This window comes from Rhizobium sp. WYCCWR10014, from assembly GCF_001657485.1.
Lineage (GTDB): Bacteria > Pseudomonadota > Alphaproteobacteria > Rhizobiales > Rhizobiaceae > Rhizobium.
On record NZ_LXFU01000030.1, the window covers coordinates 152,634 to 176,718 of the forward strand.

General features: G+C 57.6%; 22 protein-coding genes. 4 read left to right on the plus strand and 18 right to left on the minus strand.

The annotated features are described in order from the left end of the window. Nucleotide 1 precedes the first annotated feature (1 nt). The 4 genes from A6U98_RS11505 to A6U98_RS11520 form a co-directional block, all read right to left on the minus strand. Nucleotides 2-877 carry an ABC transporter permease gene (locus A6U98_RS11505; RefSeq protein WP_064649883.1) on the minus strand — a complete coding sequence of 292 codons (876 nt, stop codon included), beginning with the start codon at nucleotides 875-877 and terminating at the stop codon, nucleotides 2-4. A 3-nt stretch (nucleotides 878-880) separates the two neighbouring features. Then, nucleotides 881-1,894, minus strand: coding sequence for an ABC transporter permease (locus tag A6U98_RS11510; protein WP_064649884.1), 1,014 nt, complete (start codon nucleotides 1,892-1,894; stop codon nucleotides 881-883). A 70-nt stretch (nucleotides 1,895-1,964) separates the two neighbouring features. After that, the gene (locus tag A6U98_RS11515) at nucleotides 1,965-3,635 is read right to left on the minus strand and encodes an ABC transporter substrate-binding protein (protein WP_064649885.1); all 1,671 of its coding nucleotides are present in this window, start codon (nucleotides 3,633-3,635) and stop codon (nucleotides 1,965-1,967) included. A 194-nt stretch (nucleotides 3,636-3,829) separates the two neighbouring features. Continuing rightward, nucleotides 3,830-4,705, minus strand: coding sequence for a GlxA family transcriptional regulator (locus A6U98_RS11520; RefSeq protein ID WP_245304512.1), 876 nt, complete (start codon nucleotides 4,703-4,705; stop codon nucleotides 3,830-3,832). Between the two features lie 1,223 nt (nucleotides 4,706-5,928). Between A6U98_RS11520 and A6U98_RS11525 the strand changes: the two genes are divergently transcribed. Continuing rightward, entirely contained in the window at nucleotides 5,929-6,246 is a 318-nt protein-coding gene (locus A6U98_RS11525) for a hypothetical protein (protein WP_064649887.1), read from the plus strand. Between the two features lie 259 nt (nucleotides 6,247-6,505). On the opposite strand, the gene A6U98_RS11530 is transcribed toward A6U98_RS11525, so the two are convergent. From A6U98_RS11530 to A6U98_RS11540, 3 genes are all read right to left on the minus strand, one after another. Then, nucleotides 6,506-6,784 carry a hypothetical protein gene (locus A6U98_RS11530; protein ID WP_064649888.1) on the minus strand — a complete coding sequence of 93 codons (279 nt, stop codon included), beginning with the start codon at nucleotides 6,782-6,784 and terminating at the stop codon, nucleotides 6,506-6,508. A 9-nt stretch (nucleotides 6,785-6,793) separates the two neighbouring features. Beyond that, complete coding sequence (locus A6U98_RS11535) at nucleotides 6,794-7,093, minus strand: DUF982 domain-containing protein (RefSeq protein ID WP_064649889.1); 300 nt, start codon at nucleotides 7,091-7,093, stop codon at nucleotides 6,794-6,796. 70 nt (nucleotides 7,094-7,163) lie between these two features. Continuing rightward, a complete protein-coding gene (locus A6U98_RS11540; protein ID WP_064649890.1) occupies nucleotides 7,164-7,637 on the minus strand; it encodes an Hsp20 family protein in 474 nt (157 codons plus the stop codon). 1,049 nt (nucleotides 7,638-8,686) lie between these two features. On the opposite strand from A6U98_RS11540, the gene A6U98_RS37615 reads away from it, so the two are divergent. Beyond that, nucleotides 8,687-13,561 (plus strand): response regulator, encoded by a 4,875-nt coding sequence (locus A6U98_RS37615; RefSeq protein ID WP_245304513.1) that lies wholly within the window; start codon nucleotides 8,687-8,689, stop codon nucleotides 13,559-13,561. Between the two features lie 40 nt (nucleotides 13,562-13,601). Here the strand turns inward: A6U98_RS37615 and A6U98_RS11550 are convergent, their stop codons facing one another. The 6 genes from A6U98_RS11550 to A6U98_RS11575 form a co-directional block, all read right to left on the minus strand. Then, nucleotides 13,602-13,988, minus strand: coding sequence for a response regulator (locus tag A6U98_RS11550; protein ID WP_064649892.1), 387 nt, complete (start codon nucleotides 13,986-13,988; stop codon nucleotides 13,602-13,604). A gap of 235 nt (nucleotides 13,989-14,223) precedes the next feature. Further along, complete coding sequence (locus A6U98_RS11555) at nucleotides 14,224-14,463, minus strand: hypothetical protein (RefSeq protein ID WP_064649893.1); 240 nt, start codon at nucleotides 14,461-14,463, stop codon at nucleotides 14,224-14,226. A 243-nt stretch (nucleotides 14,464-14,706) separates the two neighbouring features. Then, a complete protein-coding gene (locus A6U98_RS11560; protein ID WP_064649894.1) occupies nucleotides 14,707-15,570 on the minus strand; it encodes an alpha/beta hydrolase in 864 nt (287 codons plus the stop codon). A 230-nt stretch (nucleotides 15,571-15,800) separates the two neighbouring features. Further along, on the minus strand, nucleotides 15,801-16,139 hold the full coding sequence (locus A6U98_RS11565) for a hypothetical protein (RefSeq protein WP_064649895.1): 339 nt from the start codon (nucleotides 16,137-16,139) through the stop codon (nucleotides 15,801-15,803). Nucleotides 16,140-16,205: 66 nt separating this feature from the next. Continuing rightward, on the minus strand, nucleotides 16,206-16,397 hold the full coding sequence (locus A6U98_RS11570) for a CsbD family protein (protein WP_064649896.1): 192 nt from the start codon (nucleotides 16,395-16,397) through the stop codon (nucleotides 16,206-16,208). A gap of 252 nt (nucleotides 16,398-16,649) precedes the next feature. Continuing rightward, nucleotides 16,650-17,255, minus strand: coding sequence for a LysE family transporter (locus tag A6U98_RS11575; protein ID WP_064649897.1), 606 nt, complete (start codon nucleotides 17,253-17,255; stop codon nucleotides 16,650-16,652). 430 nt (nucleotides 17,256-17,685) lie between these two features. Between A6U98_RS11575 and A6U98_RS11580 the strand changes: the two genes are divergently transcribed. Next, on the plus strand, nucleotides 17,686-18,813 hold the full coding sequence (locus A6U98_RS11580; protein ID WP_064649898.1) for a helix-turn-helix transcriptional regulator: 1,128 nt from the start codon (nucleotides 17,686-17,688) through the stop codon (nucleotides 18,811-18,813). Between the two features lie 288 nt (nucleotides 18,814-19,101). Here A6U98_RS11580 and A6U98_RS35755 read toward each other — a convergent pair whose 3' ends face one another. From A6U98_RS35755 to A6U98_RS11595, 4 genes are all read right to left on the minus strand, one after another. After that, nucleotides 19,102-19,938, minus strand: a complete 837-nt coding sequence (locus tag A6U98_RS35755; RefSeq protein ID WP_197496375.1) for an SH3 domain-containing protein — start codon at nucleotides 19,936-19,938, stop codon at nucleotides 19,102-19,104. 871 nt (nucleotides 19,939-20,809) lie between these two features. Further along, nucleotides 20,810-21,229, minus strand: a complete 420-nt coding sequence (locus tag A6U98_RS11590) for a type II toxin-antitoxin system VapC family toxin (RefSeq protein WP_064649899.1) — start codon at nucleotides 21,227-21,229, stop codon at nucleotides 20,810-20,812. Then, nucleotides 21,226-21,480, minus strand: coding sequence for a plasmid stabilization protein (locus tag A6U98_RS35760; protein WP_082933886.1), 255 nt, complete (start codon nucleotides 21,478-21,480; stop codon nucleotides 21,226-21,228). Before A6U98_RS35760 ends, A6U98_RS11590 begins: the two co-directional genes overlap by 4 nt. Before the next feature lie 267 nt (nucleotides 21,481-21,747). Continuing rightward, entirely contained in the window at nucleotides 21,748-22,209 is a 462-nt protein-coding gene (locus A6U98_RS11595) for a TspO/MBR family protein (protein WP_064649900.1), read from the minus strand. A gap of 187 nt (nucleotides 22,210-22,396) precedes the next feature. Here A6U98_RS11595 and A6U98_RS11600 point away from each other — a divergent pair, with 187 nt between their 5' ends. Further along, nucleotides 22,397-23,293 carry a LysR substrate-binding domain-containing protein gene (locus tag A6U98_RS11600; RefSeq protein WP_064649901.1) on the plus strand — a complete coding sequence of 299 codons (897 nt, stop codon included), beginning with the start codon at nucleotides 22,397-22,399 and terminating at the stop codon, nucleotides 23,291-23,293. Nucleotides 23,294-23,516: 223 nt separating this feature from the next. On the opposite strand, the gene A6U98_RS11605 is transcribed toward A6U98_RS11600, so the two are convergent. Then, nucleotides 23,517-24,074 (minus strand): VOC family protein, encoded by a 558-nt coding sequence (locus tag A6U98_RS11605; protein WP_064649902.1) that lies wholly within the window; start codon nucleotides 24,072-24,074, stop codon nucleotides 23,517-23,519. Nucleotides 24,075-24,085 lie beyond the last annotated feature (11 nt).

Consider the following 24,085-nt stretch of genomic DNA (forward strand, 5'->3'; position numbering starts at 1 on the left):
TTCATGGTTTCCATGCCTCCCGCATGCCGTCGGCGAGCAGGTTGAAGCCGAGGACCAGGCTGACGAGCGCGGCAGACGGGATCAGCGACATGTGTGGCCAGACGTTCAGGACAGTGACACTTTCCTTGACCATGCCACCCCAGTCCGGGTTCGGTGGCGGCAGACCGAGGCCGAGGAAACCGAGAATACCGATGGTAATGATCGTGTAGCCGATGCGAAGGCAGGCATCGACGATCAGCAGGCTGCGGCAGTTCGGCAGCAGTTCGACGATCATGATGTAGAGCGTGCTTTCCGCACGCAGCTTTGCTGCCGCGACATATTCCTGCTGCTTCAGACCCAGCACCAGGCCGCGCGTTATGCGACCGATACCCGGCGCCGAGGCAATCATGGTCGCAATGACGATATTCAGGACCGACGGTCCGATATTGGCGATCAGGATGACGTAGATAACGAGAACCGGAAAGGCCAGGATGATGTCCGAGAAGCGGCTGATCAGCACATCGACCCAGCCGCCATAATAGCCTGCAATCATCCCCATCGCGATGCCGACGATCATGGCAACCGCCACAGACAGCGGCGCAACGGAAAGCACTGTGCGAGCGCCGAAGATCAACCGTGACAGCATATCACGACCGAGAATATCGGTCCCCAACCAGTGGGCAGCGGAAGGATAGGGGTTGCTCATCGCCATGACATCGGAATCCGTCGGCGACGGCAGCGGCAGGATCGGTGCGAGAAGCGCGGCAAGTACCCATAAGAGCACGAGGCAGAGCCCGACGACGGCCGTGCGCGAATGGAAAATGCGCATCCAGCTGGGCCTTTCGGTACGCTTTGGCGGTGGCGCGACTGCTGCGGTGATGTTGTCTTGAACAGCCATGATTTACCTCACCCGGATACGTGGATCGAGCAGCATGTAGCCAAGGTCGCCAAGCAGCTGCGTGACAACGGCGATAGCGACTGTGATCAGCGTGGCAGCCTCGAGCGTTGCGATATCGCCGAACAGACTTGCGTCAAGGATCAGGCGGCCGAAGCCCGGATAGGCAAAGACGAGTTCGGTCACGACGACGCCGCTGATCAGGAAGTTGATCTGCAACAAAAGCACGGTGAAGGGCGCGATCATCGCATTGCGGAGTGCGTGCCCTAGCACCATGCGGCGCGTGCTCATACCCTTCAGGATTGCGGTGCGGATATAGGGCCGCTCCATAACGCCGATCATCGAGACGCGGATCATACGGGCGACATAGCCGAAATCGTAGATGACCAGCACGGCAACGGGCAGTACGAACTGGTAGGGCACGGCCCAGCCGCCATCGCTGTTCAAAGGGCTGGTACCAGGCAGGATTGGCCAGAGGATCACGAAGAGCGTCACCAGGAAGACGCCTGACGCGAACTCCGGAATGGAGGTAAAAGTGATACAGATGACCGAAAGCGTCCGGTCCAGCACCCCGCCCTCTTTCAGCCCCGACAAGATGCCGAAAATAATCGACAGCGGGACGATCAGCAGGAACGCCAGCCCGGCGAGGATGGACGTATTGCCGAGACGATCCCAGATGACGTCGTTGACGGGTAGCTTGTTCAGGGTGGAGTAGCCGAAGTTGCCGAAATACTGGGCGCCACGCGGATCCTTGAAGTTCAACCCGGTGGTCGGATCCTGAAGGGGATCGGGGATTGCGCCGACGAGCACACCAAGCCAGCGGCCGTAGCGCACCAGCAGCGGATCATTGGCCTTCAGTTTCTGCGACAGCAGATCCACCTGCTGCTGGGTGGCGAAGGGACCGAGCGACTTGCGCGCCACGCTGCCGGGAGTGAACTCGCAGACGGCGAAGACGAGAAACGAAGCACAGAGCATCGTCACGACCATCATCGCCAAGCGCTTGAGAAGAAAAATCGCCATAGCCGGAGGAATCCGAATGTCCGGGCCCAGCACCCGACCGCGCGAACGCGGCCAGGCGCCCGGCGGGAGGTTAAGCCGAGATCGCGTACTGATGCGCGAAGATGTATTGCGAAGGATGGAGCTCGAAGCCCTTGACCTTCTTGTCCATGACGGTCGAGAAAACACGCCAGAAGGGCTGAACGATCGGGCCGTCGTCCTGCATGATCGCCTCGATTTTCGCCATGACCTTGCTGCGTTCCTTCGGATCGAGAATACCCTCGGCTTCGGTCAGCAGCCTGTCAAAATCTGCGTTGGAATAATTGGACTCGTTCCAGGCGGCATTCGAACGATAGGCAAGCGACAGCGTCATGATTGCCAGCGGTCGGTGACCCCAGGCGGTCAGGCTGAATGGAGCTGTCGTCCAGACTTCCCAGTATTGGGCGCTTGGCAGGGACTTGATGTTGATCTTGACGCCGATGTCCTTGAACTGTTCGGCGAGGACCTGCGCCGTGTTCAGTTCCCAGATCGGATCGGGACGAGTGACCATGTCGAACTCGAAACCATCCGGATAGCCGGCATCGGCCAGAAGCTTCTTCGCTTTCTCGATGTCACGGGGGTATTTCGGCAAGGTCGCATATTCCGGATGCGAGGGCGCGACGTGATGATCTTCGGCAGGAATGCCAGCCCCGAGAAGCGCCGTTTGGATGACCTTGTCTCGGTCGATCGCATAACGCATCGCCTGGCGCACGCGCTTGTCCTTGAATTGGTCGATATCGGGATGCATGCGGGCAACGACGGTCTGGGTCGTCTCGACCTGATGGACCGTGACATGCGGGAAATTCTTCATCGCATTGATCTGCACAGCATCGGCTTCCGACAGGCCATCGACCTGCTTGGAGGCTATGGCCGCGATACCTGCACCAGGATTGTCGCCGAGGTCGACATATTCGAACGTATCGAGAAAGGGGCCGGCGCCCCAATAGTCGGTGCGGGCTTTGTATTTGGCACCCTTGCCGACGATATACTCGGTGATAACGAAGGGGCCAGTGCCGTTCGCGTCGGCACCGAAGGCACCATTTTCTTCCGGATCGATGATGAACATCGGATAATGATAGAGGTGCTCGGGTACCGCAATCTGGGGCGAGGAGCAGTTAAGGCGGACGGTGTAATCGTCGACCTTCTCGATGGCGTTGTCGGCCCAAAGCTTGCTCGACTTCTTGGGAGTGCCCTTCTCGTCCTTTTCGCCTGTTTCGTATTCCTGCACGAGATAGCCGGTGAAAAGCCCGAGCATCGACGAACCGATTGCTGGATCGCAGACGCGCTTCAGGTTCCAGATTACGTCGTCAGCCGTCAGCGGCCTGCCCTTGCGCCACTGGACGTCCTTGCGCACGTGTAGCGTCCACGTCTTCAGGTCGTCGCTGACCTCCCATTTTTCCAGCAGGTAGGGATGGGTGATGTTATTGCGGTCCGTGAGGGTGAGATACTCGCAAACCTGGCGGATGACATTCGACTTTTCGGCAAAGTCGGCCAGATGCGGATCCTTGATTTCCATGCAGCGCATGCCGATCCGCAGATTCCCGCCTTTAGGCATGTCCTCGGCCTGCACGGAGATGCCGGGCATCGCGACGCCGGCCAACGAATAGGCGGCTGCCGCCGAGACACCAAGCAGTGTCGCCTTGCGCAGGAATTCTCGGCGGCCGATCGAGCCGCTCGACATCTGTTCGACCAGAGTCGGGATATAGGAATGCTCAGTCCTGTCCATGATAGTCATCTCCGAGTTAGCGCTTTAACTGTTCCGAATTTTTGTTGGTCGGACCTTTCGGCGGGCGTTCGCCCAAAGCCTCGGTCGCAGCGGACTTTTTGTCCGTCACCCATCCGTCTTCGTAAGAATTAAAACGGGATGGACCTCTGTGACATGCAGCGATCCGACATCTTTTCTGCGTGGATCGACATTGTTCAGGCGATTGTCTCCTCCCGTCGTTTTTCCGCCTTTCTGGTGGCAGCAGGGCTCTCGCGAAATCGCGTGCGATACGAGCGACCGAAGTGGGAAGCCGACCGATAACCGCAGATTTCAGCGATCTCACCGATCGCCAATTCCGTGTAGACGAGGAGTTCGCGCGCACGCGTCATACGAAGCTCGATGTAGAAGTTGGTGGGACTCTTGCCGAGATTGGCGTGAAACAGCCGCTCGAGCTGCCTCAGCGAAAGTGCAACGCTGTCGGCGAGGTCTGAAATCTCGACGGGATCGCCAAGACTTGCCTCCATGCGGCGGACCACAAATGCGAGCTTGGTATTCCTGATGCCGAAACGATCTTCCGGCGACATCCGCTGGACGTCGTCCTGGCGCCTGATCCGGGCATGGTTGAACTGATCGGAAATAAGAGCGGCCAGTTCCCTTCCCTCGACGGCGGAGATCAGGTAGAGCATCATGTCAAGCGTGACCGTACCGCCCGACGAGGTCAGAAAGCGTCCGTCAATAGCGAAAATGTCGTCGGTGGCGAGACAATTCGGAAACTCACTGCGAAAGCTGGCCAGTGATTCCCAATGAACGGCACAACGCCGTCCTTCCAGCAACCTTGCCTTTGCGAGAAAGAATACGGCCGTGCTGACCGCTCCGAGCACGCATCCCTCGGAATAGATGCGCCTTAACCAGGCAAACACACTGGCATCATAGGCGTCTGCAAAATTGAGCCCGGCGCAAAGAATGACGATATCGCAACGCGGAGCCCGAGCGATCGCAGCATCGGCGTCGAAGCCCAAGCCGCTGCTGGATTTCACATGCCCGCCGTCTGCTGACAGGATTTTCCAGTCGAATATCCTTTGTTTGGCCAAGCGATTTCCCTGTCGGAGGGAATCAAGCGCAGCCGCAAAGGTCATTAGAGGGAAGTCGGGAACGAGAAAGAAGCCAATCCGGATTGGCCGACGGCCCTGTGCCAACTGCTTCAAAGTGTGGGTCTGGTCAGGCATGGACGAACTCGCTACCTTCTCGGGATCAGAAGCGCCCCATAGCCGAAGCTAACCACCACGTTTGGAAACGATGCAGGCACTTCCAAGCAGGTGCTGAACCGCTTGATAACGGTTTCCTTTGGTCGGAATATCGCGCGCCCACTTCGTTACGGTCGGAAATCTTACGAGGTGGATGAGGGTTTTCAATCGCATTTGCGAAACAACAAATTACCGTGCCCGCTACCGAGCAGCAAGCTTCGATGCAGGAATTGACTTCGAACTACACTGAGCGGTCGAAGTCTCTCCGCTGGCTGCGAAGACGGTCCGTCGCTAGCTTCAAACATGCAGCCAACATGGAACTCTGCGGGCCACCATCTTTCGTGGTTCGACTTGCGCTCGAGAAGTGCCTGCGCCTGAGACAACACTGGCATCGTCTCGTGTCGACAACGGCAACCGGTCGAGATCCACAGCGATTGAACAGGTCGAAATTCGATCAGGAAACTGTCCCTTCGTCCATCGAACCTCCTGATGAAACCACGCAATCTCGACGCCACCTGATGCAGCTGACAGAAGTGGATGCCGAGCTGAGTTCAGCCCTTGAGCCCGTGGCGGACCGGCTCGGCCAGGTGGCTAAATCGCAAACCCTGTCTTCGTAACCGGGTGCGAAATCAGACACTTGGTTGCGGAATTTCGTGGAGCGCCGCGGGCGGCAAAATCATCGAGACAGGCCTACCTAAAAGCGCCACTCTGGTGTCTCTCTGCGAACATAATAAAAACATCGGCGAGGCGGCCGCCAATCTGAAAATGATATTTGGAGAACGGATATGCGAGAGCAGCCGATCAGCGAAGCACGGAATGGGGCGACTGTGGCAACAGCCTTCTGCGGTTGTGCCGACCCGCTGGTGGTGTTTCGAACATTTCCCGCATAAATCCTATGAACAGGAACGGGCTCTCAGACGGAAGCTCGATGCGGCCTATTAAAGACCTCGATTGTTGACCGCGTGATCGCTCTCGAACGCGGCAGCGCATATGTCGGCAGCAGCGGAACAATGATCCAAGAACGAGGTTCTGGATGGGTAAACACCCAAAGACACCAAGGAGGACTTAAAATGCGCATGAAACTCGTAGCAGCTTCGCTCTTAGCTATCGGCATGGCCACATCCGCTTTCGCCCAGTCAAACCCAGCGCCGGCCGGCGCAACGATCGACAAGAACCAAGCCGATCAGGGTGGTGGCGCGACCACCGACACCAAGGCCAAAAAGCCGATGGCAACGGATTCTACCACCACGAACTCCACGACTAGCGGCACTACGATGGACAAGACCAAGTGCCCCAATCCGGTCAATAACTCCGCCAATCTCCAGACGCAGGGCGGCACGAGCAACGCCACCCCCATGGATGAAGCCTGTGCGGCCCACAACAATTGATCGGCGTCTTCACGACCAGGCAGTCAGATAAGCTGTCCTCGTAAAGCTGGACGTTTCACGGACGAGGAAAATCTATGGGCTGGGTCCTGTGTCGTACGGGGGCTCAGCCCTGTGATTTTTCGGTCTGATGCGGTCGTCGTCGCACTGTCATTTCTGAAGTAGGACACCTCACGCGTTTGTCACCCGTAAGCGCGTGTTCCAAGAAGGCATGTCACTCAACACGCCAGTTCGATCAAGCGGACGCCTGACTGGCATTTCATCAGATCCCGTATCGCCGGTCGAGTTCTTTGAGAGCAGACTGCACCTCATCGATCGAAACTGGCTCTAAGGTACCCGGCACCTGACGGAGGGCGGGTTTTGACTCGACTGCGTAAAAGTCCGACGCCCAGGCCGCTAAGATAGTGCGCTTATCATCGACAGAAAGGGATGGCTCTCTTACCACGTCGATCGGGCGCTTAAGCTGCATGCCATGAACCAGAACCGCGGGACCTATCGCCATCGCATGGCCGGCGGCCTGCTGCAGCAGGTTGTGCATCATCGGATTACCTCAACGAACGTGTGGATCCCTGTCACTTCGCAGACGGGACGCGGCGATCAGATTGTTTTCAGGTGCGAGAAGATCGTGTTTCTCGGCAAAGGCGACAAACATGCCCCGCGCGGTCTCTGCTTCGATCTCGCCGCGCAATGCGGCACTGCATGCCTTGACTGCGACCGAGTGCGCCGCGTCTCTCAGTGAAGCCGGCCACTCGAGGAGATGCCGGTAGGCGTCCATCACGCTAGGAACCTCAGTCGGAAATCCTAGGCCGACAAAAATGCAAACAGGCTGTTCGAACATATCGGGTTTCATCGCTCTCTCCTTCCTAACCCCGAATGAAGGGCGCCGTAGCCACGGCGCCCTTGTTCTGCGAACGACGCGGTCAAGCCGCCTTCTGCGCTTCGATCTGCGCGGGAGCAGCAGGATTTAGTGCGGGAGCGCTCTGGATGGAGATTTTCCGCGGCTTCAGTTCCTCTGGGATCTCGCGAACGAGGTCGATCGAAAGAAGACCATTGCCCAGCTCCGCCCCACTCACCCTGACGTGGTCGGCAAGTTCGAACCGATGTTCGAACGGCCGGCCGGCGATGCCGCGATGCAGGTAGCCTTCATTCGCTGATTCCTGCTTCTTGCCTGTGACGGTCAGAAGATTGGATTGGAAGGTGATGTCGAGATCGTTTTGGGTAAAACCCGCCACCGCAATCGAAATCCGATAACTGTCATCGCCCGTCTTGATGATGTCATAGGGCGGCCAGTCGCTGATCGAGCGGGCGCGCTGTGCGTTTTCGAGAAGGTGGAAGACCCGGTCGAACCCGACACTTGAACGGTAGAGAGGTGCATAATCGTAAGATGTTGCCATAGCCATATCCTCCTTGAAGCAACATGGTACGGAAGCGCCGAAAGACGGCGTCTCCAGCAAGGCCAGCCCTTCTTTAGCGGCTGGCGGCAATCGATTTGGTTTTTGAGAATTTCGGATTCAAGATCCGCACCGAAAAATTTTCATGTGGCCTTGTCACCCGGCCTCCGGCTTTATCAAGCCAATAAACGGCTGCGTTGTTCTCAGCATCGCGCAGGCACATGTGATGGGTCGGATCCTTCTCCCCCAAACCCGTACCGACCCAGATCAGGCATCGCCGCGGCGGCCTCAAGCAGCGGGCTGCACAAGCCCCCTCTTCGACTGAGTCGAGATGTCCCCGCCCCCTTGGTTGCATGCCCGCGTGACGATGTGCTTCTTACCGCCTTTGAGAGCCTTAAGGTCGGTTCCCGTAGCAGCTAGCGCCACTCCAAGACGCCTTCAGCACATCAGCCGTGGTGTGGCAAGAGTGATGCGGCTCCCCTCAGGTCCGACCTGCTATCTTCGTCGGATCGGAGGTGCTCGCCTTAGTGGCCGTTCCGATCAAGGTTGACCTTCCTCCATCAGGCTCTTCATCCCTCGGATGGGGATTTGCTCTCCGGCTTGGGGCGGGGATTGCGCGGCTGCCCATATCGACCCCAGCGTCAAACGGTCAGTCGTATTCCTTCGGTGTTACATGTGGCGAACATGATGATGGCGACCTCCTACACGCCGCTGCCCGATAACGAGAATGTGGTCCGTTTTCCTGATCCCGGGCACGGAAGTCGACCCGCAGTGCGATCGCTATCATCGTAGTCTTGCTGACACTGGGATGCTCGTGGTTTCGATTGCGGAGGATCCAAGCTGACCTGTAGCAACAAACGACCTCCCTCCACCTCCGCGCCAGCCGTGTCTGCTGTTTTATCGTAGGTAACAGCCGGCTCTCGCAGTCGACCGAGAACAAAATAAAAACGCGAGTATTTTCAGCGTGACATCTTCCATAAGGAAGCATGCCGGATAGATAAGTACGCGCTGTCGGTTTCCGATAACCGTTGGTGAGTGCAAAGGAGCTTCAGTTGAGCGACAATTCCATCGCGGTGACTTCGCCCTCATTTCAGCCTGAGTTGGACTTTTTGTCCGGCGGGGGCGAAATGGGTGCACTCATGCGAGCCCACGATTGGACGGCAAGCCCGCTTGGTCCAGCACACCAATGGCCACAGAGTCTGAAGACTGCAGTTCGGATCATGCTTCTGTCTCGCCAGCCGATTTGGATCGGCTGGGGCGATGCGTTGGTCTACTTCTATAACGACTCGTACAAGTCCATCATCGGTGGGAAGCACCCTTGGGCGCTTGGAAAACCCACCGCCGACGTCTGGCGGGAAATCTGGGCCGATATCGGACCGATGCTTGCGACCGCGACGAGCGGCCACGAAGGCACTTACGTCGAAGAGCAGCTGCTTATCATGGAGCGCAACGGCTATCCTGAGGAAACGTATTACACGTTTTCCTACACGCCGATCCCTGACGACGACGGCACGCCAGGCGGTATCATCTGTGCCAACACCGACGACACGCAGCGCGTTATCGGCGAGCGGCAGCTTGCTCTGCTCCGGGAACTGGCAACTAGCTCTTCGGACGCGCGGACCTGGCGGGACGCGTGCGAACGCGGAGCCGCGGCAATCACTATGAATGCCTACGACGTGCCCTTTGCCTTGCTTTATATGACCGGCCCTGACGGACGCGTCGCCGAACTCGTCGCGACCTCCGGCATTGAGGTCGGGCAATCGAATTTTCCAACGACTATTGATCTCGCTGAGAGTTCGGTATGGCCGATCGAGCAGGCCTTGCGGTCTCAATGTCCGGTGTTCGTCCCCGGCCTCTCCCGGAAGGCTGGTCCAGATCTTCCAGCTGGCAAGTGGCGCGTTCCACCAACAGACGCTGCAGTCATTCCGGTCATGCCGACGGGTGATACGGGAAGAGCCGGTGCCCTAATCATTGGCCTTAACCCGTATCGTCTGTTCGACGACGCGTACCGTAGCTTTTTGCAATTGGTCGCAGGCCAGATCGCCGGCTCGGTGGCCAACGCCCAAGCCTATGAAGAAGAGCGTCGTCGGTCGGAGGCGTTGGCGGAGTTGGACCGGGCGAAGACGACGTTCTTTTCAAATGTCAGCCATGAATTCCGCACACCCCTTACATTGATGCTCGGGCCGCTTGAGGAGGCGCTCGCGGACGTACGCGAGGATTCAGAAATGCAGGCCCGACTGGAGGTCGTACACCGCAACGGCATGCGGCTGCTGAAGCTGGTCAACTCGTTGCTCGACTTCTCACGAATAGAGGCAGGGCGCACGCAGGCTAGCTTCGAGCCGACTGATCTCAGTAAGATGACGGCTGAACTCGCCAGCAACTTTCGATCGCTCACGGAAAAGGCGGGTCTCAAACTCGTCCTCGAATGCGCGCCTTCGCCGGAGCACGTGTTCGTCGATCGCGACATGTGGGAGAAGATCGTTCTCAACCTCCTTTCCAATGCCTTTAAATTTACGTTCGAGGGCGAGATTCGCGTTGGCTTGACTTACGGTGACGAAGCGGCCCTGCTGGTCGTAGAGGACAGCGGCACCGGTATTCCGGCGCTTGAGCTTCCCCGGCTCTTCGAGAGATTCCACCGCGTAGAGGGTGCCAAGGGCCGCAGCTTCGAAGGCAGTGGAATTGGTCTGGCCCTGGTTCAGGAGCTGGTCAAACTGCATGGCGGGACCATCGATGTCACCAGTGAAGAAGGCCGCGGCTCAGCATTTACGGTCACGATCCCTAAGGGATCGCAGCATCTGCCCCAGGATAGATTGCAGGCGGGCCGGGCGTTCGCCTCCACGGCAGTTCAGGCTGGCGCTTTTGTCGATGAGGCGCTCAAGTGGCTTCCCGATCAGCCAGAGGTTGGTGACGATCGACTGGATCGTCCTGCAGCGGCCGGAATTGGTTCACGTGCCCGACAGCGAATTCTCCTTGCAGACGACAACGCCGACATGCGCGATTATGTCCGCCGTCTGCTGAGTGCAGACTATGAGGTCGAAACAGCCAACGACGGCCAGGCCGCGCTTGAGGCCATTCGGACAAGGAGACCTGATTTGGTCCTGTCCGACGTGATGATGCCGCGGCTCGATGGATTCGGTTTGATACAGGCCATTCGCCGCGAACCCGAGCTTGCCGACATTCCGATCATCGTTTTGTCAGCGCGTGCCGGCGAGGAAGCCAGTGTCGAGGGTTTGAGTGCCGGCGCCGATGATTATCTCGTCAAGCCGTTTTCCGCCCGAGAACTGGCTGCTCGAGTCGCCGCGGCACTTGGAATGATGAAGGTCAGGCGCGAGATGGGCGAGCGCCTGCGCGAAGAAGCGCGCTCATTGGAAACGCTCAACCGCGTCGGCAGCGTCATTGCAGCCGAACTCGATCTTGATCAGGCCGTTCAGGCTGTCACCGATGCGGCAACCGAACTGACCGGTGCGCAGTTTGGCTCGTTCTTCTACAACGTCCTTGATGACAAGGGTGAAAGCTACATGCTCTACACGCTCTCGGGCGTGCCGCGTGAAGCATTTTCGTCTTTCCCCATGCCGCGTAACACGGCGGTGTTCGGTCCGACCTTCGCTGGAGAAGGGATAGTCCGATCCGATGATATCACCAAAGATCCACGCTACGGCAAGAATGCCCCTCACCAGGGCATGCCGAAAGGGCACTTACCGGTCTGCAGCTATCTCGCTGCTCCGGTAATCTCCCGATCGGGTGAGGTACTTGGTGGGTTGTTCTTCGGACACTCGGAGACGGGGATTTTCACGGAGCGCGCCGAGCGGCTGCTGTCGGGCATAGCGGCACAGGCGGCGATCGCCATCGACAATGCCCGTCTTTACAAGGCGGCTCAGAAAGAGATCGCCGAGCGGGTCAGAACCGAGGAAGCTCTGCGAAAGAGTGAAGCACGGCTCTCCCATCTCAACGAGAATCTCGAAGCCACGGTGGCGGAGAGGACGCAGGAGCGCGACCGTACCTGGAACTTGAGCCGTGACCTTCTTGGTGTTGCAGATCGCAATGGCGTATGGCTCAGCATCAATCCCGCCTGGACGTCAACGCTCGGTTGGCAGACCGACGAAATTATCGGCAAAACATCCGAGTGGCTCGAACATCCCGAAGACCAGGCGAAAACCAGAAATGAGATCAACCATCTCGCGAGCGGCGGAATCACGCCTAACTTCGAAAACCGTCTCCGATGCGCCGATGGGACCTACAAGTGGCTGTCCTGGACTGCAGTGCCGGAGGGCGACCTCATCTATGCCGTTGCTCGAGACGTGACCGCTGCGAAAGAGCAGGCCGAAACCCTGCGACAAGCCGAGGAGCAGCTTCGCCAATCGCAAAAGCTGGAAGCTGTCGGAAAGTTGACGGGCGGGGTGGCCCACGACTTCAATAACTTGCTACAGGTGATCGGCGGGAACCTCCAGCTGTTGTCCAAAGACATGGTCGTCCATGAGAAGGCACAGCAGCGCCTGCAAAATGCCCTTGCCGGCGTCACGCGTGGGTCGAAACTTGCGTCACAGCTTCTAGCCTTTGGGCGGCGACAGGCACTGGAGCCGAAAGTGGTCAACCTCGGCCGGTTGATCCGCGGCTTTGACGACATGCTCCGACGCGCAATTGGTGAAGGGATCGAGATCGAGACTGTTGTTTCGGGCGGTTTGTGGAATACGCTTGTCGACCCTAGCCAGGTCGAGAACGCGCTCCTCAACCTTGCCATCAATGCGCGCGATGCCATGGAGGGGCACGGCAAGCTGACCATCGAAGCAGGCAATGCGTCGCTCGATGACGCCTATGCTGCAAGACACGCGGACGTGGCGGCTGGGCAATATGTAATGTTGGCGGTGACTGACACCGGTTCGGGTATGACGCCGGAGATCATAGAGCAGGCATTCGAACCGTTCTTCACGACGAAGGCAGCTGGCAAGGGAACGGGCCTTGGCCTCAGCATGGTCTGGGGTTTGGTGAAACAATCCGAAGGACACATCAAGATCTACAGCGAACCTGGAGAGGGGACGACCATACGCATCTACCTGCCACGATCGCGCCAACAGGAGGATCTTGCCGTCGATATGGACACTGGGCCGGTCGTTGGCGGGACCGAAACCGTGCTTGTCGTCGAGGACGACGAAGAGGTTCGCGCAACGGTCATCGAACTGCTGACTGACCTCGGCTACAAGGTCCTGCGCGCTGCCGATGCCCAAACCGGGCTTGCGGTCATCGACAGTGGTGTCCCGATCGATCTTTTGTTCACGGACGTCGTCATGCCTGGGCCATTGCGCAGCCCTGAACTGGCACGGAAAGCCAAGGAGCGCTTGCCGCACATCGCCGTCCTGTTCACCTCCGGCTACACCGACAACGCCATCGTCCATGGCGGACGTCTGGACGAGGGGATCGAACTCCTGAGCAAGCCGTATACGCGCGAAGCCTTGGCGCGAAAGGTGCGGTACGTCCTCGGCAACCGCCAGGCGGCGGCCCAACCGGCTTCGTTCCCACCGCCGCAAGCAGTGTCCGCCGCCGAAACCCTTGCGACGGCCTCGTTCACTTCCCCACTACGCATCCTGCTGGTCGAGGACGAACCGCTCATCCTGGTGAGCACGACCGATATGCTGGAAACTTTGGGCCATGTGGTCTTCGAGGCTACGAGCGCGGAAGAAGCTCTTTCGGTCCTCGAAGAGGAAGACGTCGATGTGCTGATGACGGACCATGGACTGCCCGGTATGTCCGGCGCCGATCTCGCTGTAGCGTGTCGGCGTCGACAACCAGAACTGGGGATTGTCTTCTCCTCGGGGGCGATCGGCATTCCGCAGGTCGATGGCCACCAGTTGATCTCTGACGCTGTACTTCTCGGCAAACCCTACCAGGAAGCCGGCCTGGCTGCGGCTCTGGCGCCGTTTCGAAAGAAGTAGTCGGGACCTAGCGTGGCTGGAGGAGGTCTCTCGAAGACGTTCAGCCGGTTCGCTGCTGGTCCGTCGCGAGCACTTGTTTTACGTGAGCGCGTTCGGAGACAAGATAAGCCAGTTCGCGGTAGTCGTATGGCTTGGGCAAGAAGAAAACGCCGGGGTCAATCTGCGAGCGGACATCGCGGCCCGATGCGACCCATACGCTCGTCTCGGGTCGCGTGGATCTCACCAGCCTCATCAGGTCAAGTCCACTCAATCCGCCCGGCATGTCGACATCGGTAATCATACCGTCCAAATGATCGCATCTCCCAAGCACTGCGACGGCTTCCAAAGCGCTAGCGGCTTCGATGACGGTATGACCCGCATCCACGAGTTCATCCGATAAGAGAAAGCGGATTAACGGCTCGTCTTCGACGACGAGAAAAACGGCCATAAGTTCGATCCCCACTAAATGTGATCGCCTAACGCGGCTCGACGCGGGAGTGTTGCCCCCTCGTTTTAGGATCCGCTTACATGTTTAATAAAATCTGAATTAATGGCTATTGGTTTGGAAGCGAACCGGCATGAAGCGAGCTGATCAAAAAGACCACGAAGATGCCATCAGTTTCAAGATGCCGTTAGGCAAGCACCGAAAGTGTGTTTCAGTGCCCGGCCGCATATGGCTTAGTCTAATGGACAGCCGCCGATGTTGGGGCGTTGATCCGCGTGGCCCAGATACCGACATATGTCCCAATTAGCATGGTGGCGATATCATCGACTGTCTGATAACCGTCACCATAAAGACTGATCGCCGCGCTGCAGAGCGTGTCGGACGCTCTTTCGTCGAGCGGGACCTCGTAGAACTCGAACCATCGCCGGACAGTCTCGGAAACCACCGCGACCACCGGCCCAACCTGCCATCCATCCATGTTGAACTCCTCTCAGCGATGAGATCTAGGAGCGTGCTGAAATCCTTCAACGGGCAACGTGGGCTGCACGTCGCCCGCTTAGTGGAGGTCAGGCATACCAGCAACGTGAGGTATAGCGAAGTCGCCCGCGAAGGGACGACTTCGGCCAGCCCAGCAGACCGGCCGGATGTTCGGAATATGCCGAACGCTTGAAGTCATTCCGCCGCGACAGGGCCGTCACGCCGGCCAACCAGGACATCGACACTATTTCGTTAGAAAATTGACGATTGCTTTGGCCAGAGCGACAGGGTTTTCCTCCGCCACATGGTGCCCGCTATCGATGCCAAATCCGCTTACGTCGATCGCCCAGTCCTTCCAGATCGCTACCGGATCGCCGTAGATCTGTTCGAGGTCATCACGGAGCGACCAGAGGCAAAGCATTGGACAGCCGATCTTCCTGCCCGCGTCGCGATCAGCCTTGTCATGAATATGGTCGATGCGAATGCCGGCGCGGTAGTCCTCGATCATCCCATGGACGGTTTCGGGCCGATGGATGGCCTTGTGAATGTCAGCGTATGCCTCTTGCCCCATAAGATCTGGCGAAAGCTTATCGTACCATGCGCCGGGATCGGCTGAGATTACGCGCTCGGGCTGATCCGGCTGTGCGAAGAAGAACCAATGGTACCAGTCTCGAGCGAACTTCCAGTCGGCCCGCTCGAGATGTTCGAGGACCGGTAGGCCGTCTATGACGATAAGTTTCCGGACCGCGTCCCCATGGTTCATCGCCATTCGGAAGGCCGTCAAGCTGCCACGGTCATGTCCAACCAGAAAGAAATCGTCATGCCCCATCCGTCGCATCAGTTCCACAAGAGCCGCTGCCTTCGCCTGTTTGGACGAATAGCGGCTGTCAGGTGCGTCTGGCGGTATGTAGGACTGGCCGAAGCCAGGGACGTCCGGGCAGGCGACGGTAAACAATGGCGCGAGAATATCGGCTACTCTCCCCCAGGTCATATGGGTTCGCGGGTGCCCGTGCAGGAGAAGAAGAGCGGGACCGCTTCCTCCCACGCGAAGCTGAATCTCGCCCGCGTCGACGTGAACCTTTTTCAGTTCGAAGCCATCGAAGGCCATTCTATCACCTTAGATTTGGTGCGCGACGTCACATACGCCTCAGCGAATGGTGCCTTCCTGCATTGCTTGGGAAGGCTTCGGCACTCCCTTTTGTCGGCTTTCTCGACCTCACCGGCTTTATCGACGGCTTTCGCCTCCGCAGCGACGCTTCTCAGGTGGGTTGGCGCCCCTGTCCGGCGTCTCAACCGTGATCGCGCCGCGTGCGTCCTCAGTCGTACATTTCGCCGGTGCTACTGTGCGGTAAAGAACGTCAGCAGTACTTTTCCCTTGTCGCCGAGCAGGCATACGAATCTGTCCGGTTTTCCCGTCTTTTCCTTTCGGGCGATATAGGCTTCCCCGAGGATCACTGTCTTTATTGCCACGTCCTCGACCTTGGTATCGGCTTTGCTGATCGCAAGGCTTTCCATGTCCATGACCAGATCAGTAATATCCGGCGAACGCTCCTGGAGGGCGAGCAGACCGGTATTCTTGCAGGCATTGACAACGGGGTCCTCGACCGCCTGCGCTGATGCGATTTCCGGTAGAAGGCTGACAAGGACCGCTGCTGCGGCGAATGCTGCGAGCTTCATGGGAATCTCTTTCCTAAAGCCCGCGACCAGCGCGGGCATACGGGGATCTCGAATGCTGGAACGCGGTCACGCCTTATCGACAACCTTCTTAACGGCATCCTTGGCGTCGCCTTTTGCAACCTGGGCCTTGCCTTTGACTTCCTGAATGGCGCCCTTGGCCTGCTCCTCATGATTACCGACCGCTTTGCCCGCTGCCTGCCGTGCCTTGCCGGCGACTTCGTTCGTCTTTCCCCTAATCTTGTCTGCAGTACTTCCCATGATATTCTCCTCTGGTTCGCGCTGCCAAACGTCCCGAGCCGCTATTCGTTCCACGCGAGCGTCGCGCTCTGAAAGGCGGCGCTGTCGACGTCACCTGACGAGCAACCGGCAAATGACCCAACTCCTGTCTGCGATCGACCGAGCCAGCCTAGTAAAGGCTAAACGGTTTTCGCTCTGGTCGGCGAGGCCTCCGCCGCCGTGGAGCTGAGAACATGACCTCCCGCGAATAGCTGCCTATCAGCAATGCTTGGATCAAAGCACATGCTCATAGAGAAGGATCAAGCCATACAGCCCCATCGCCACCGACAGAACGGTTTGGGCAGCTTTCGCCCAGATCGTGTCGAGCCGTTGAATAGCGGGGATGGAGAAAACGCATCCAACCAGGGTAAACCAGGAGAAGGCCATCACGAAAATGATGCAGGTGGCTGCTTCACCCAAGCCGCTCCTGAAGTCGGGATGTGTGAGATAGAGGCCCACGAAAAACGGAACGGACACCGGATTACTAAGCGCTGTTGCCAGGCCCAAGCTGTAGAGCCTGAGACTTGGGCTATCCGATCCAAGCTGTTGAGGCGGCGTGCCCGCAAGAGGACGGCGCGCGAGCCGCACGGCCGAATACAGGAGGATCGAGGACAGAACAACTGAAGACCACATATCCAGGTCATCCAGCATGTTAAGGCTCGCCGCTCCGATCACAGCGAGATAAGAAGCGATGGCGGCGCCGGTGGCGATCCCGGCGGCCACGCTCAGTAGGCGACCCCAGGACGGCCTCACGGCCACGCGAAGCACGATAAGCAGGTTTGGCCCTGGCGCGACCAAGACCAATGCATAAGATAGAGCAAGCGAGGCAAGAAGCGGCATGAGGGGCAATCTTGGGCCAATGAGATCGACGCGGGAGAATTGAAGATTTCTGTCGCGTCTGCGTCATCCGTTCGGGCGATCGCAGTGGCTGGCCGACTTGGCTTTTTTAGCTGGTGGTCGCCTGGCCGCTGATCCTGGTTGAACCATGGGATCACGTGGTCTGCTGGTCTACGTTTTGGCAAACTTTAAAGGTGAGCTCAAACCTTCTCAGAGTAATTCCCTAATAGGTCCGCTGGCTATGATGGATAAATAAGAATTTTGGCTCGCTCCATTTTACCGCCATATTGTGCGGAAGGAGAATAGGGAGGAGTTTGTACTCACCCGTTTAGGTGATGCAGGCATCGATACGTGGGGTTATATAGCCGACCTTGTTTTAAATGCATCACTGCAGCGGTTGGCAGGTCTGCTCTGCCACGATGAGGTCGCTGACATGACACATGCTGAAATCGTCGATGTCATTTACCAGTCATCTATTCGCTACGAGCTTTGGTCAGAAACACTTTGTTCGATTGTTGATTACGTCGGAGCGGTTGCCGGAAACATTGTCTATCAATCACCTCGGGGACGCGGCAGCTTCTTGATTCCCGGTAGAATGCGGGAAGATTTAAATTCTCTATATCTCCAACACTATGCCCAGAACCCGTACGCGCGCGCCTACGGGACGGTAAAGCCCGGCGACGTAGTCCTTGGAAACACCATGGTCGATGTGGCTGCCATTGAACGCTCATCGTTCTATACCGACATCTGCAAGCCGCAGAATATCCACAATCAGTTGTTCATGCCACATGCCAGCTTGCACGAGCCAGGGGGCATCGGGGGCGTGGCGCTTTTCCTGTCTCGCGCCCAGGACGAGCATGCCGCGCAAGCGCTGAAGCGGCTGAGACTTCTCGCCTCGCATATCGAACGCGCCATCGATCTGTCATTACACGTCCACCGCATAGACTCTGGACCCGACCTGGCGCAAAGGCTAATCAACGCGATGCCGGATCCGGCTGTCTTGATCGGAAGTCGTGGCGAAATCATCCTGCTCAATACTGCAGCTGAAGCTCTCCTGAAAGAGGCTGATGGCATCTCGATCAGACAAACCGACCGCTTATCCCTCACCGCTCACATACCGGAGACCTCTTCCCGCATGACAACGGCGATCCGTCAGGCGCTCACCGTTGCTGAGGGTGGCGATACACCTTTCACAGGAGCGTTCCCCATTATCCGGCCGTCAGGTTTGCCGCCTTATCTTGCGACAATCACTCCGCTTGCCCCATCTTCATCCGCCGCTTGGGACGCAACCGACAGCCGCGCGCGCGTCCTCTTGCAAATCGTAGACACGGAAGCCAGAGCTCGGCTTCAGGCACGACGCCTGCGAACGATGTTCGATTTGACGGAGGCCGAAACGCGGGTGGCCACGCTGATCGGCAGCGGGATGAGCCTGCATGATATTGCGCGGGCTTTAGGCGTCTCCCCGAACACGATCAAGACGCACGCGGCACGCTGTTTTGCGAAGGTCGGGGTCCGGTCACAGGCTTCTCTCGCACGCCTCGTCGCTTCGATCCCGGTCTAGTATCAGGGCAATAAAGCAACGAGCGTCTGTCTGGAACCGGTGCTACAAGTTCAGGTATTCAGGAACTTATCATCCAACTGAATGACGATATTTCCCACGTGATGGGTGATCTTGGGAACCCAACCTTCCTGGGCCCGAGCACGACAAACGCTCGGGTCACTTTTTTTGGCCCCAGAGCGACATTGACAAGAAACGCATCTGGTGGGAGCGCCAATCGGGTAATCCTCACTTCTTCGTTAGAGCTGTCGAAGCGCGAGGAGCATTGCGCATCGTTCGGCTTCTGTTGTTCTACTGTCCATCCTGCTTACGGAAAGCCGCAATCATTTCTCGCGAGATATCTCCTGCGAAGCAAATCGGGGCGTAGCCACCACCCCGATTATAGGCACTTCGCTTCCCGCAGCGCCGTCCGCCTCGATCCGTGTTGTAGGGACAGGCACACGAACCGGGGTACATGGAGAGCGATTGCGCAATAATTCGCTGAGCGATTGTCGCGTCCGAGATTCGCGGTGTGGACACTGTCGGCTCTCGCCGCAGGTCGTCTCGCTTCTCGTCTTCCGGCTCGGCTTTCTGCTCTGGTTTCCTATCGCTCAGAAGGCTCGTCGATATCCAGCCCTCGCGCCGCGTAAGTTTGTCTCTGATTTGCGACCATTCGCCCTTCGAACCCAGCAAAATCACTTCTCGCCCTGCATCGTATCGGTCGAGAATACCGAATTGCTTGCCGGGGCCATCGCGCAACGCCACTCTATGCCCTCCGATGAACCGCGATACCTCGGTCTCGTTGCTCGGGAAAACAGAGTCTCGAACCTTGTCGTTGGGGTACTCTGCGGCTGCAGGCACTTCGGTCGCCGCGATCGCCTCTTGCCCAATCTGATTGGTGTCGGCATTACCGGAGAAAGGCGCATTACCCGACCCTGATCCGCCCCCCCGAGCCAGGTCCGAATTCCTTTTGTCCTGTGGAGCCGCCGCGCCAGCGGAGTTCGGCAACTGGTGAACTGGTGGCGCGGATACGGATTGCGTCGGCTTTTCGCCGAAGATCCCTCCACAGATACCGGCGATAAGCAAAAACCATAGTATTGGTCCGCCAAGCTTGGGCGCCTTGGAAGAACCGCGGCGGCGTCGCGGCATTGTCTTGCTCCCCATCAAGGGCGTCGCCCTTACCTCTGGGTTGAAGAGTGACTCGGAATTCCCGCGCTTGCAACGTCAACTTGCTGGTTTCTCTCCTAGAAAGATCCGTCAAACTGCGCGAACGGTCTGCGACTTTGGCTCTTAGCACTCAAGTAATATCTGATCGCAGGCCTCTCCACAGAAGCTACCCCAGGGTCCTTCCAGTTACGAGGAATCCGCGACCGAACCAAGTTGGGCATAAAATGTTCGCATTATTTGTTTGCGGTCAGATAATACCGTATCGATTCGATGCTTATTGTGCATTACGCCTGTCATGATCTCTTCATGTGTGTTATATATTAGAAAAAGCGATCAGACAGCGGAACTTCTTGTTGCGTTATCTATTTATGGGCGGATGAGAAGAACGCGATATCTCGCGACCCCTTCTTCACGATCCACTTTTCCTGCATGCGAACTCAGCCCCGCCCGCGTGGCGGGGCTTTTTTATGGGTACACCATCGCACGCAAGATGCTCCGACAAATTGCCTACCCTATGACAAATTGGGAGATTGGCCGCCCGCGTACCATAGGTGCCGAGGGTCAAGGGGGCATTGCCGAAAATGAGTTTGAAAAGGGTGCTCCGGATCAGGGGCAGACGCCCTTTTCGTGCTGAGTTTTGCCGTCTCGGTGAAACAAAATTAGCAGAGAGATTGCTGTCTACCATCGGACCGAAGTCAGACTCACTCGCAATAATTCGTCGATGTCAGCATCGGTGGTTGTCCGGCGGATCAGCCGCCGGTAGCCGTCGGCCATGATGTGGAAGACGCCGTGCTCGCCTGATGCCGATGAGCGGCCCCGGCTTCGCCCGACGGCACCTACAATCACATGATGTTTATGGAAGCCAGGGGTTAATCACTTTCAACCCAGCGGCCTGAAAAGGGCTTATGTCGCGAGTTGCGACGGCAAGGCCGTTCGCTACGGCGGTGGCTGCAATATATCCATCCGCCTTGCTGACCGCCTTCCCGGATACTCGAGAGCGGGCCATCAGTTCCGAGTAGAATTGGCTGGCGGCAAGATCGAAAGGCAGTATGCGTTCGGCAAAATGCGGAAGCACTTCGTCCTCCAGGCGTTCGCGGAGGATAGTTTGCCGCTTGCCTGAGGGCATAGCAGCGATCCCAAAACGAAGTTCAGCAATTGTTATTGCGGAAACGAAGAGAGTTTCGATGGCTTGGGCGTCCAACCAAGCGACCACTGCTCCATCAGCAACCGGTTTCCACGGCTCCGATATCACGTTGGTGTCCAACAGGATCATTCGAAAGTCATGGGTTCAGCAGGTGCCTTATCGCGATTTTGCTGTAAGGCTTCAACGTCGCTGTTGGAGAGCTCAGCGTCACGACCGATAGCCGCAAGTAAAGAGCCGAGCTTCACGCGTTCAGATGGGCGAACGGCGGCCTCGAGAATGTCACGGATTTCGGCCTCAGTGCTTCGGCCATGATGAGCTGCTCGCACCCGTAGGGCGCGATGTGTTTCATCAGAAAGATTGCGAATGGTGACCGCCGGCATTGATGTCAACCTAAGAAAAACGATGTCGTTGATATCAACATATGCGCAATGATGTCAAACATCAAGGAAATTGATGCGCAGACGAAATCACATTGAGCGCAGCCATGAAACGTTACGGCGGCCCGACGTCTGTGTCAAAGAAACCGGCGTTTGTATTCTCGACGCAAACGGAACGATCCGCCGCGAAAAGAAGATAGTGGCTCGCCCGGAAGATTTGGTCGCCATACCCGTGAGCCGATCGGCAGCGCACCTCGGAAATAATCCATCTCAGTTGAGCGCCAGGATTGCCGCGTTCAATGCGGAAGCATAGCACAGCCAGACAATATACGGTGCGAAGCACCAGAACGCCCACCCGTCACGAGCTTTGGCCATAAAAAACATAGCAACCGCCGACAAGCTAAGGATCGTTAATAGCCCCAGCGAGATAAAATGGGCACCAAAGAAGATCGGGGTCCACACCCAATTCAGGACCATCTGCAATCCCCAAAGACGGAACGCTGACGAGCTGAAACCTTCGCTCAACGCTACTCGCCAGCCCGCTATCGCGATCAGCACATATACGACTGTCCACACGGGACCGAACACCCAGTTTGGAGGGGTGAAAAACGGCTTCTCAAGCGACTCGTACCACGCGCCCGGCCTGATGGTTAGACCGATCGCGAATCCGACACCCACGACGCCGATGACAAAAATCGCCAGAAGGGGAAGCCGAACCTTGATACTGCTCATTCGCCTGCGCCTCCATGCTTGAAGTCTTCACCGGTTATTTCCCCGAACAGATCACCGTCAAGATCGCGATGATGCATCTAGCCGCACCTGGATCTCCGACGACCAGGTCTACCGATGCCGATTAGTATCAATCCGCGACAGCAGAAAGACCATTGTGGTTGGCCGAAGAAGAAATTACCAGAAGGTCATGAGATTACGACAACTCGAATGCTTTCGCGCGCTTATGCTCCACGGGACCATGACCCGCGCCGCGGAAATGCTTAGAATGTCGCAGCCCGCGGTCAGCACCACGATTGCCGCACTCGAACATTCGATTGGCCTGACGCTTTTCGTCAGGCGTGGTTCGCGGCTGCATCCGACCCCCGAAGCCCAGCTATTTTACGTTGAAGCAAGCAAGGCCCTCGACGCGATCGAAGGAACTGTGCAGGCCGCGCGGGAGATCAGGTCCGGCCGGCGCGGTTCCCTCAGCATCGTTGCCTATCCTAATGTTTCGATAAGCTTGCTGCCACGGCTCATGTCATCGTTCGCGGCGGACAGGCCCGACCTGCAACTCAAGATCATCACGCGGCCATCCCAGGCGGTTAAGGAATTAATCTCCACGAATACATTCGACATCGCAATCGCCGAGCTTCCGACGAATTATCCTGTCTCGCATATGGAGGTGTTCTCGTTCGATTGCGTATGCATGCTTCCGAAGGGACATCCGCTGTGTCGCTTCGACACGCTCACGCCACGAGAGCTCGACGGGGTTCCATTTGTCTCTCTTTTCAAGGGCGATCCCCTTTACCTCAGTATCGCCGCCGCTTTTTCGAAGATGAATGCCGCCTGGAATGTCGTCGTCGAGACGGAATTCCTCACGAGCGCTTGCGAATTCGTCGCTTCCGGTCACGGCGTCGGGCTTATCGACCCTGTGATCAGCGCGGCCTTTACCGACAAGGTCGAACTGCGTCCTTTCGAGCCGACGATCACATATCAGATCGCCATTCTTTACCCCATTCACGACCAGCTGTCGCGTGTAGCACTGGATTTCGTAGAGATCCTGCGCAAGGCTTTCAATGATGGTGGCGCCCGCATAACGGATTAGCGGCCTGTATACTTTTCTGACAGGGCGGATGGTCATGAAACGGAGCCATCGGCACTGTCGTTTACCAAGTCCGTGTGAAGCCGTGCGTCTATTCAGTTCGATTGCCGACCCACACTCGAAAAACCCCCGCCAGCGCGAGATAAAACCAGGCCATTTCCGCATCCTTGAAGCCGTCGGTCCTGTCCACCCCCCTCAAAGGGCGGGCAGGATTTTTGAGTCCGGTTCAATCCTGCAGCGGCGGATACCAGGAGTCGGGTTCCGGATAGTCCCAGTCATCCGGGAACGCATATGTCTCGAAGCAGGTGGTCGTATCCTCCTCGGTGCCGAAGAATGCGAAGTGGTTGCGGCCCATCCACGACCCCGATTGTATCTTCTTGAAACCTCGGCGCTCCAATTCCGCGATCCGTTCCTCGAAGGGGATATTATTGCAGTCATAGGCCACGTGATGAATGCCTTCGCCGTGCGCCTTGAGGAAGTCCGCAAAGATCGTCGGCCCGGAGACCGGCTCCATCAGTTCCCAGACCATGCTGCCAGACTGGGCAAAGCAGACAGTGAGCTCGAATGACACCGCTTCACCCCTGTAGGTCTGGTTTTCTGTGTTTTCAGGGCTGAACTTGTAGACGCGCCAAGGTCCGATGCCGAGCTTCAGCAGGCCGTCCATGGTACGTTTGTGATCGCTCGTGACGATCGCCAATTCCACCACGTTGCCGAGGAAAGAACCGGTTTCAGCCCCGCCGGAAAGCGCCTTCAGAACGCTGTCCTGTTGAAGAACGATAGTCATTGCATTTCCTT

Bases quoted from the DNA above. Each gene is read 5' to 3' on its own strand.
- A6U98_RS11505 (WP_064649883.1), bottom strand. From the start codon at position 877: ATGGCTGTTCAAGACAACATCACCGCAGCAGTCGCGCCACCGCCAAAG.
- A6U98_RS11510 (WP_064649884.1), bottom strand. From the start codon at position 1,894: ATGGCGATTTTTCTTCTCAAGCGCTTGGCGATGATGGTCGTGACGATG.
- A6U98_RS11515 (WP_064649885.1), bottom strand. From the start codon at position 3,635: ATGGACAGGACTGAGCATTCCTATATCCCGACTCTGGTCGAACAGATG.
- A6U98_RS11525 (WP_064649887.1), top strand. From the start codon at position 5,929: ATGCGCATGAAACTCGTAGCAGCTTCGCTCTTAGCTATCGGCATGGCC.
- A6U98_RS11530 (WP_064649888.1), bottom strand. From the start codon at position 6,784: ATGATGCACAACCTGCTGCAGCAGGCCGCCGGCCATGCGATGGCGATA.
- A6U98_RS11535 (WP_064649889.1), bottom strand. From the start codon at position 7,093: ATGAAACCCGATATGTTCGAACAGCCTGTTTGCATTTTTGTCGGCCTA.
- A6U98_RS11540 (WP_064649890.1), bottom strand. From the start codon at position 7,637: ATGGCAACATCTTACGATTATGCACCTCTCTACCGTTCAAGTGTCGGG.
- A6U98_RS11550 (WP_064649892.1), bottom strand. From the start codon at position 13,988: ATGGCCGTTTTTCTCGTCGTCGAAGACGAGCCGTTAATCCGCTTTCTC.
- A6U98_RS11555 (WP_064649893.1), bottom strand. From the start codon at position 14,463: ATGGATGGATGGCAGGTTGGGCCGGTGGTCGCGGTGGTTTCCGAGACT.
- A6U98_RS11560 (WP_064649894.1), bottom strand. From the start codon at position 15,570: ATGGCCTTCGATGGCTTCGAACTGAAAAAGGTTCACGTCGACGCGGGC.
- A6U98_RS11565 (WP_064649895.1), bottom strand. From the start codon at position 16,139: ATGAAGCTCGCAGCATTCGCCGCAGCAGCGGTCCTTGTCAGCCTTCTA.
- A6U98_RS11570 (WP_064649896.1), bottom strand. From the start codon at position 16,397: ATGGGAAGTACTGCAGACAAGATTAGGGGAAAGACGAACGAAGTCGCC.
- A6U98_RS11575 (WP_064649897.1), bottom strand. From the start codon at position 17,255: ATGCCGCTTCTTGCCTCGCTTGCTCTATCTTATGCATTGGTCTTGGTC.
- A6U98_RS11580 (WP_064649898.1), top strand. From the start codon at position 17,686: ATGACACATGCTGAAATCGTCGATGTCATTTACCAGTCATCTATTCGC.
- A6U98_RS35755 (WP_197496375.1), bottom strand. From the start codon at position 19,938: ATGCCGCGACGCCGCCGCGGTTCTTCCAAGGCGCCCAAGCTTGGCGGA.
- A6U98_RS11590 (WP_064649899.1), bottom strand. From the start codon at position 21,229: ATGATCCTGTTGGACACCAACGTGATATCGGAGCCGTGGAAACCGGTT.
- A6U98_RS35760 (WP_082933886.1), bottom strand. From the start codon at position 21,480: ATGCCGGCGGTCACCATTCGCAATCTTTCTGATGAAACACATCGCGCC.
- A6U98_RS11595 (WP_064649900.1), bottom strand. From the start codon at position 22,209: ATGAGCAGTATCAAGGTTCGGCTTCCCCTTCTGGCGATTTTTGTCATC.
- A6U98_RS11600 (WP_064649901.1), top strand. From the start codon at position 22,397: ATGAGATTACGACAACTCGAATGCTTTCGCGCGCTTATGCTCCACGGG.
- A6U98_RS11605 (WP_064649902.1), bottom strand. From the start codon at position 24,074: ATGACTATCGTTCTTCAACAGGACAGCGTTCTGAAGGCGCTTTCCGGC.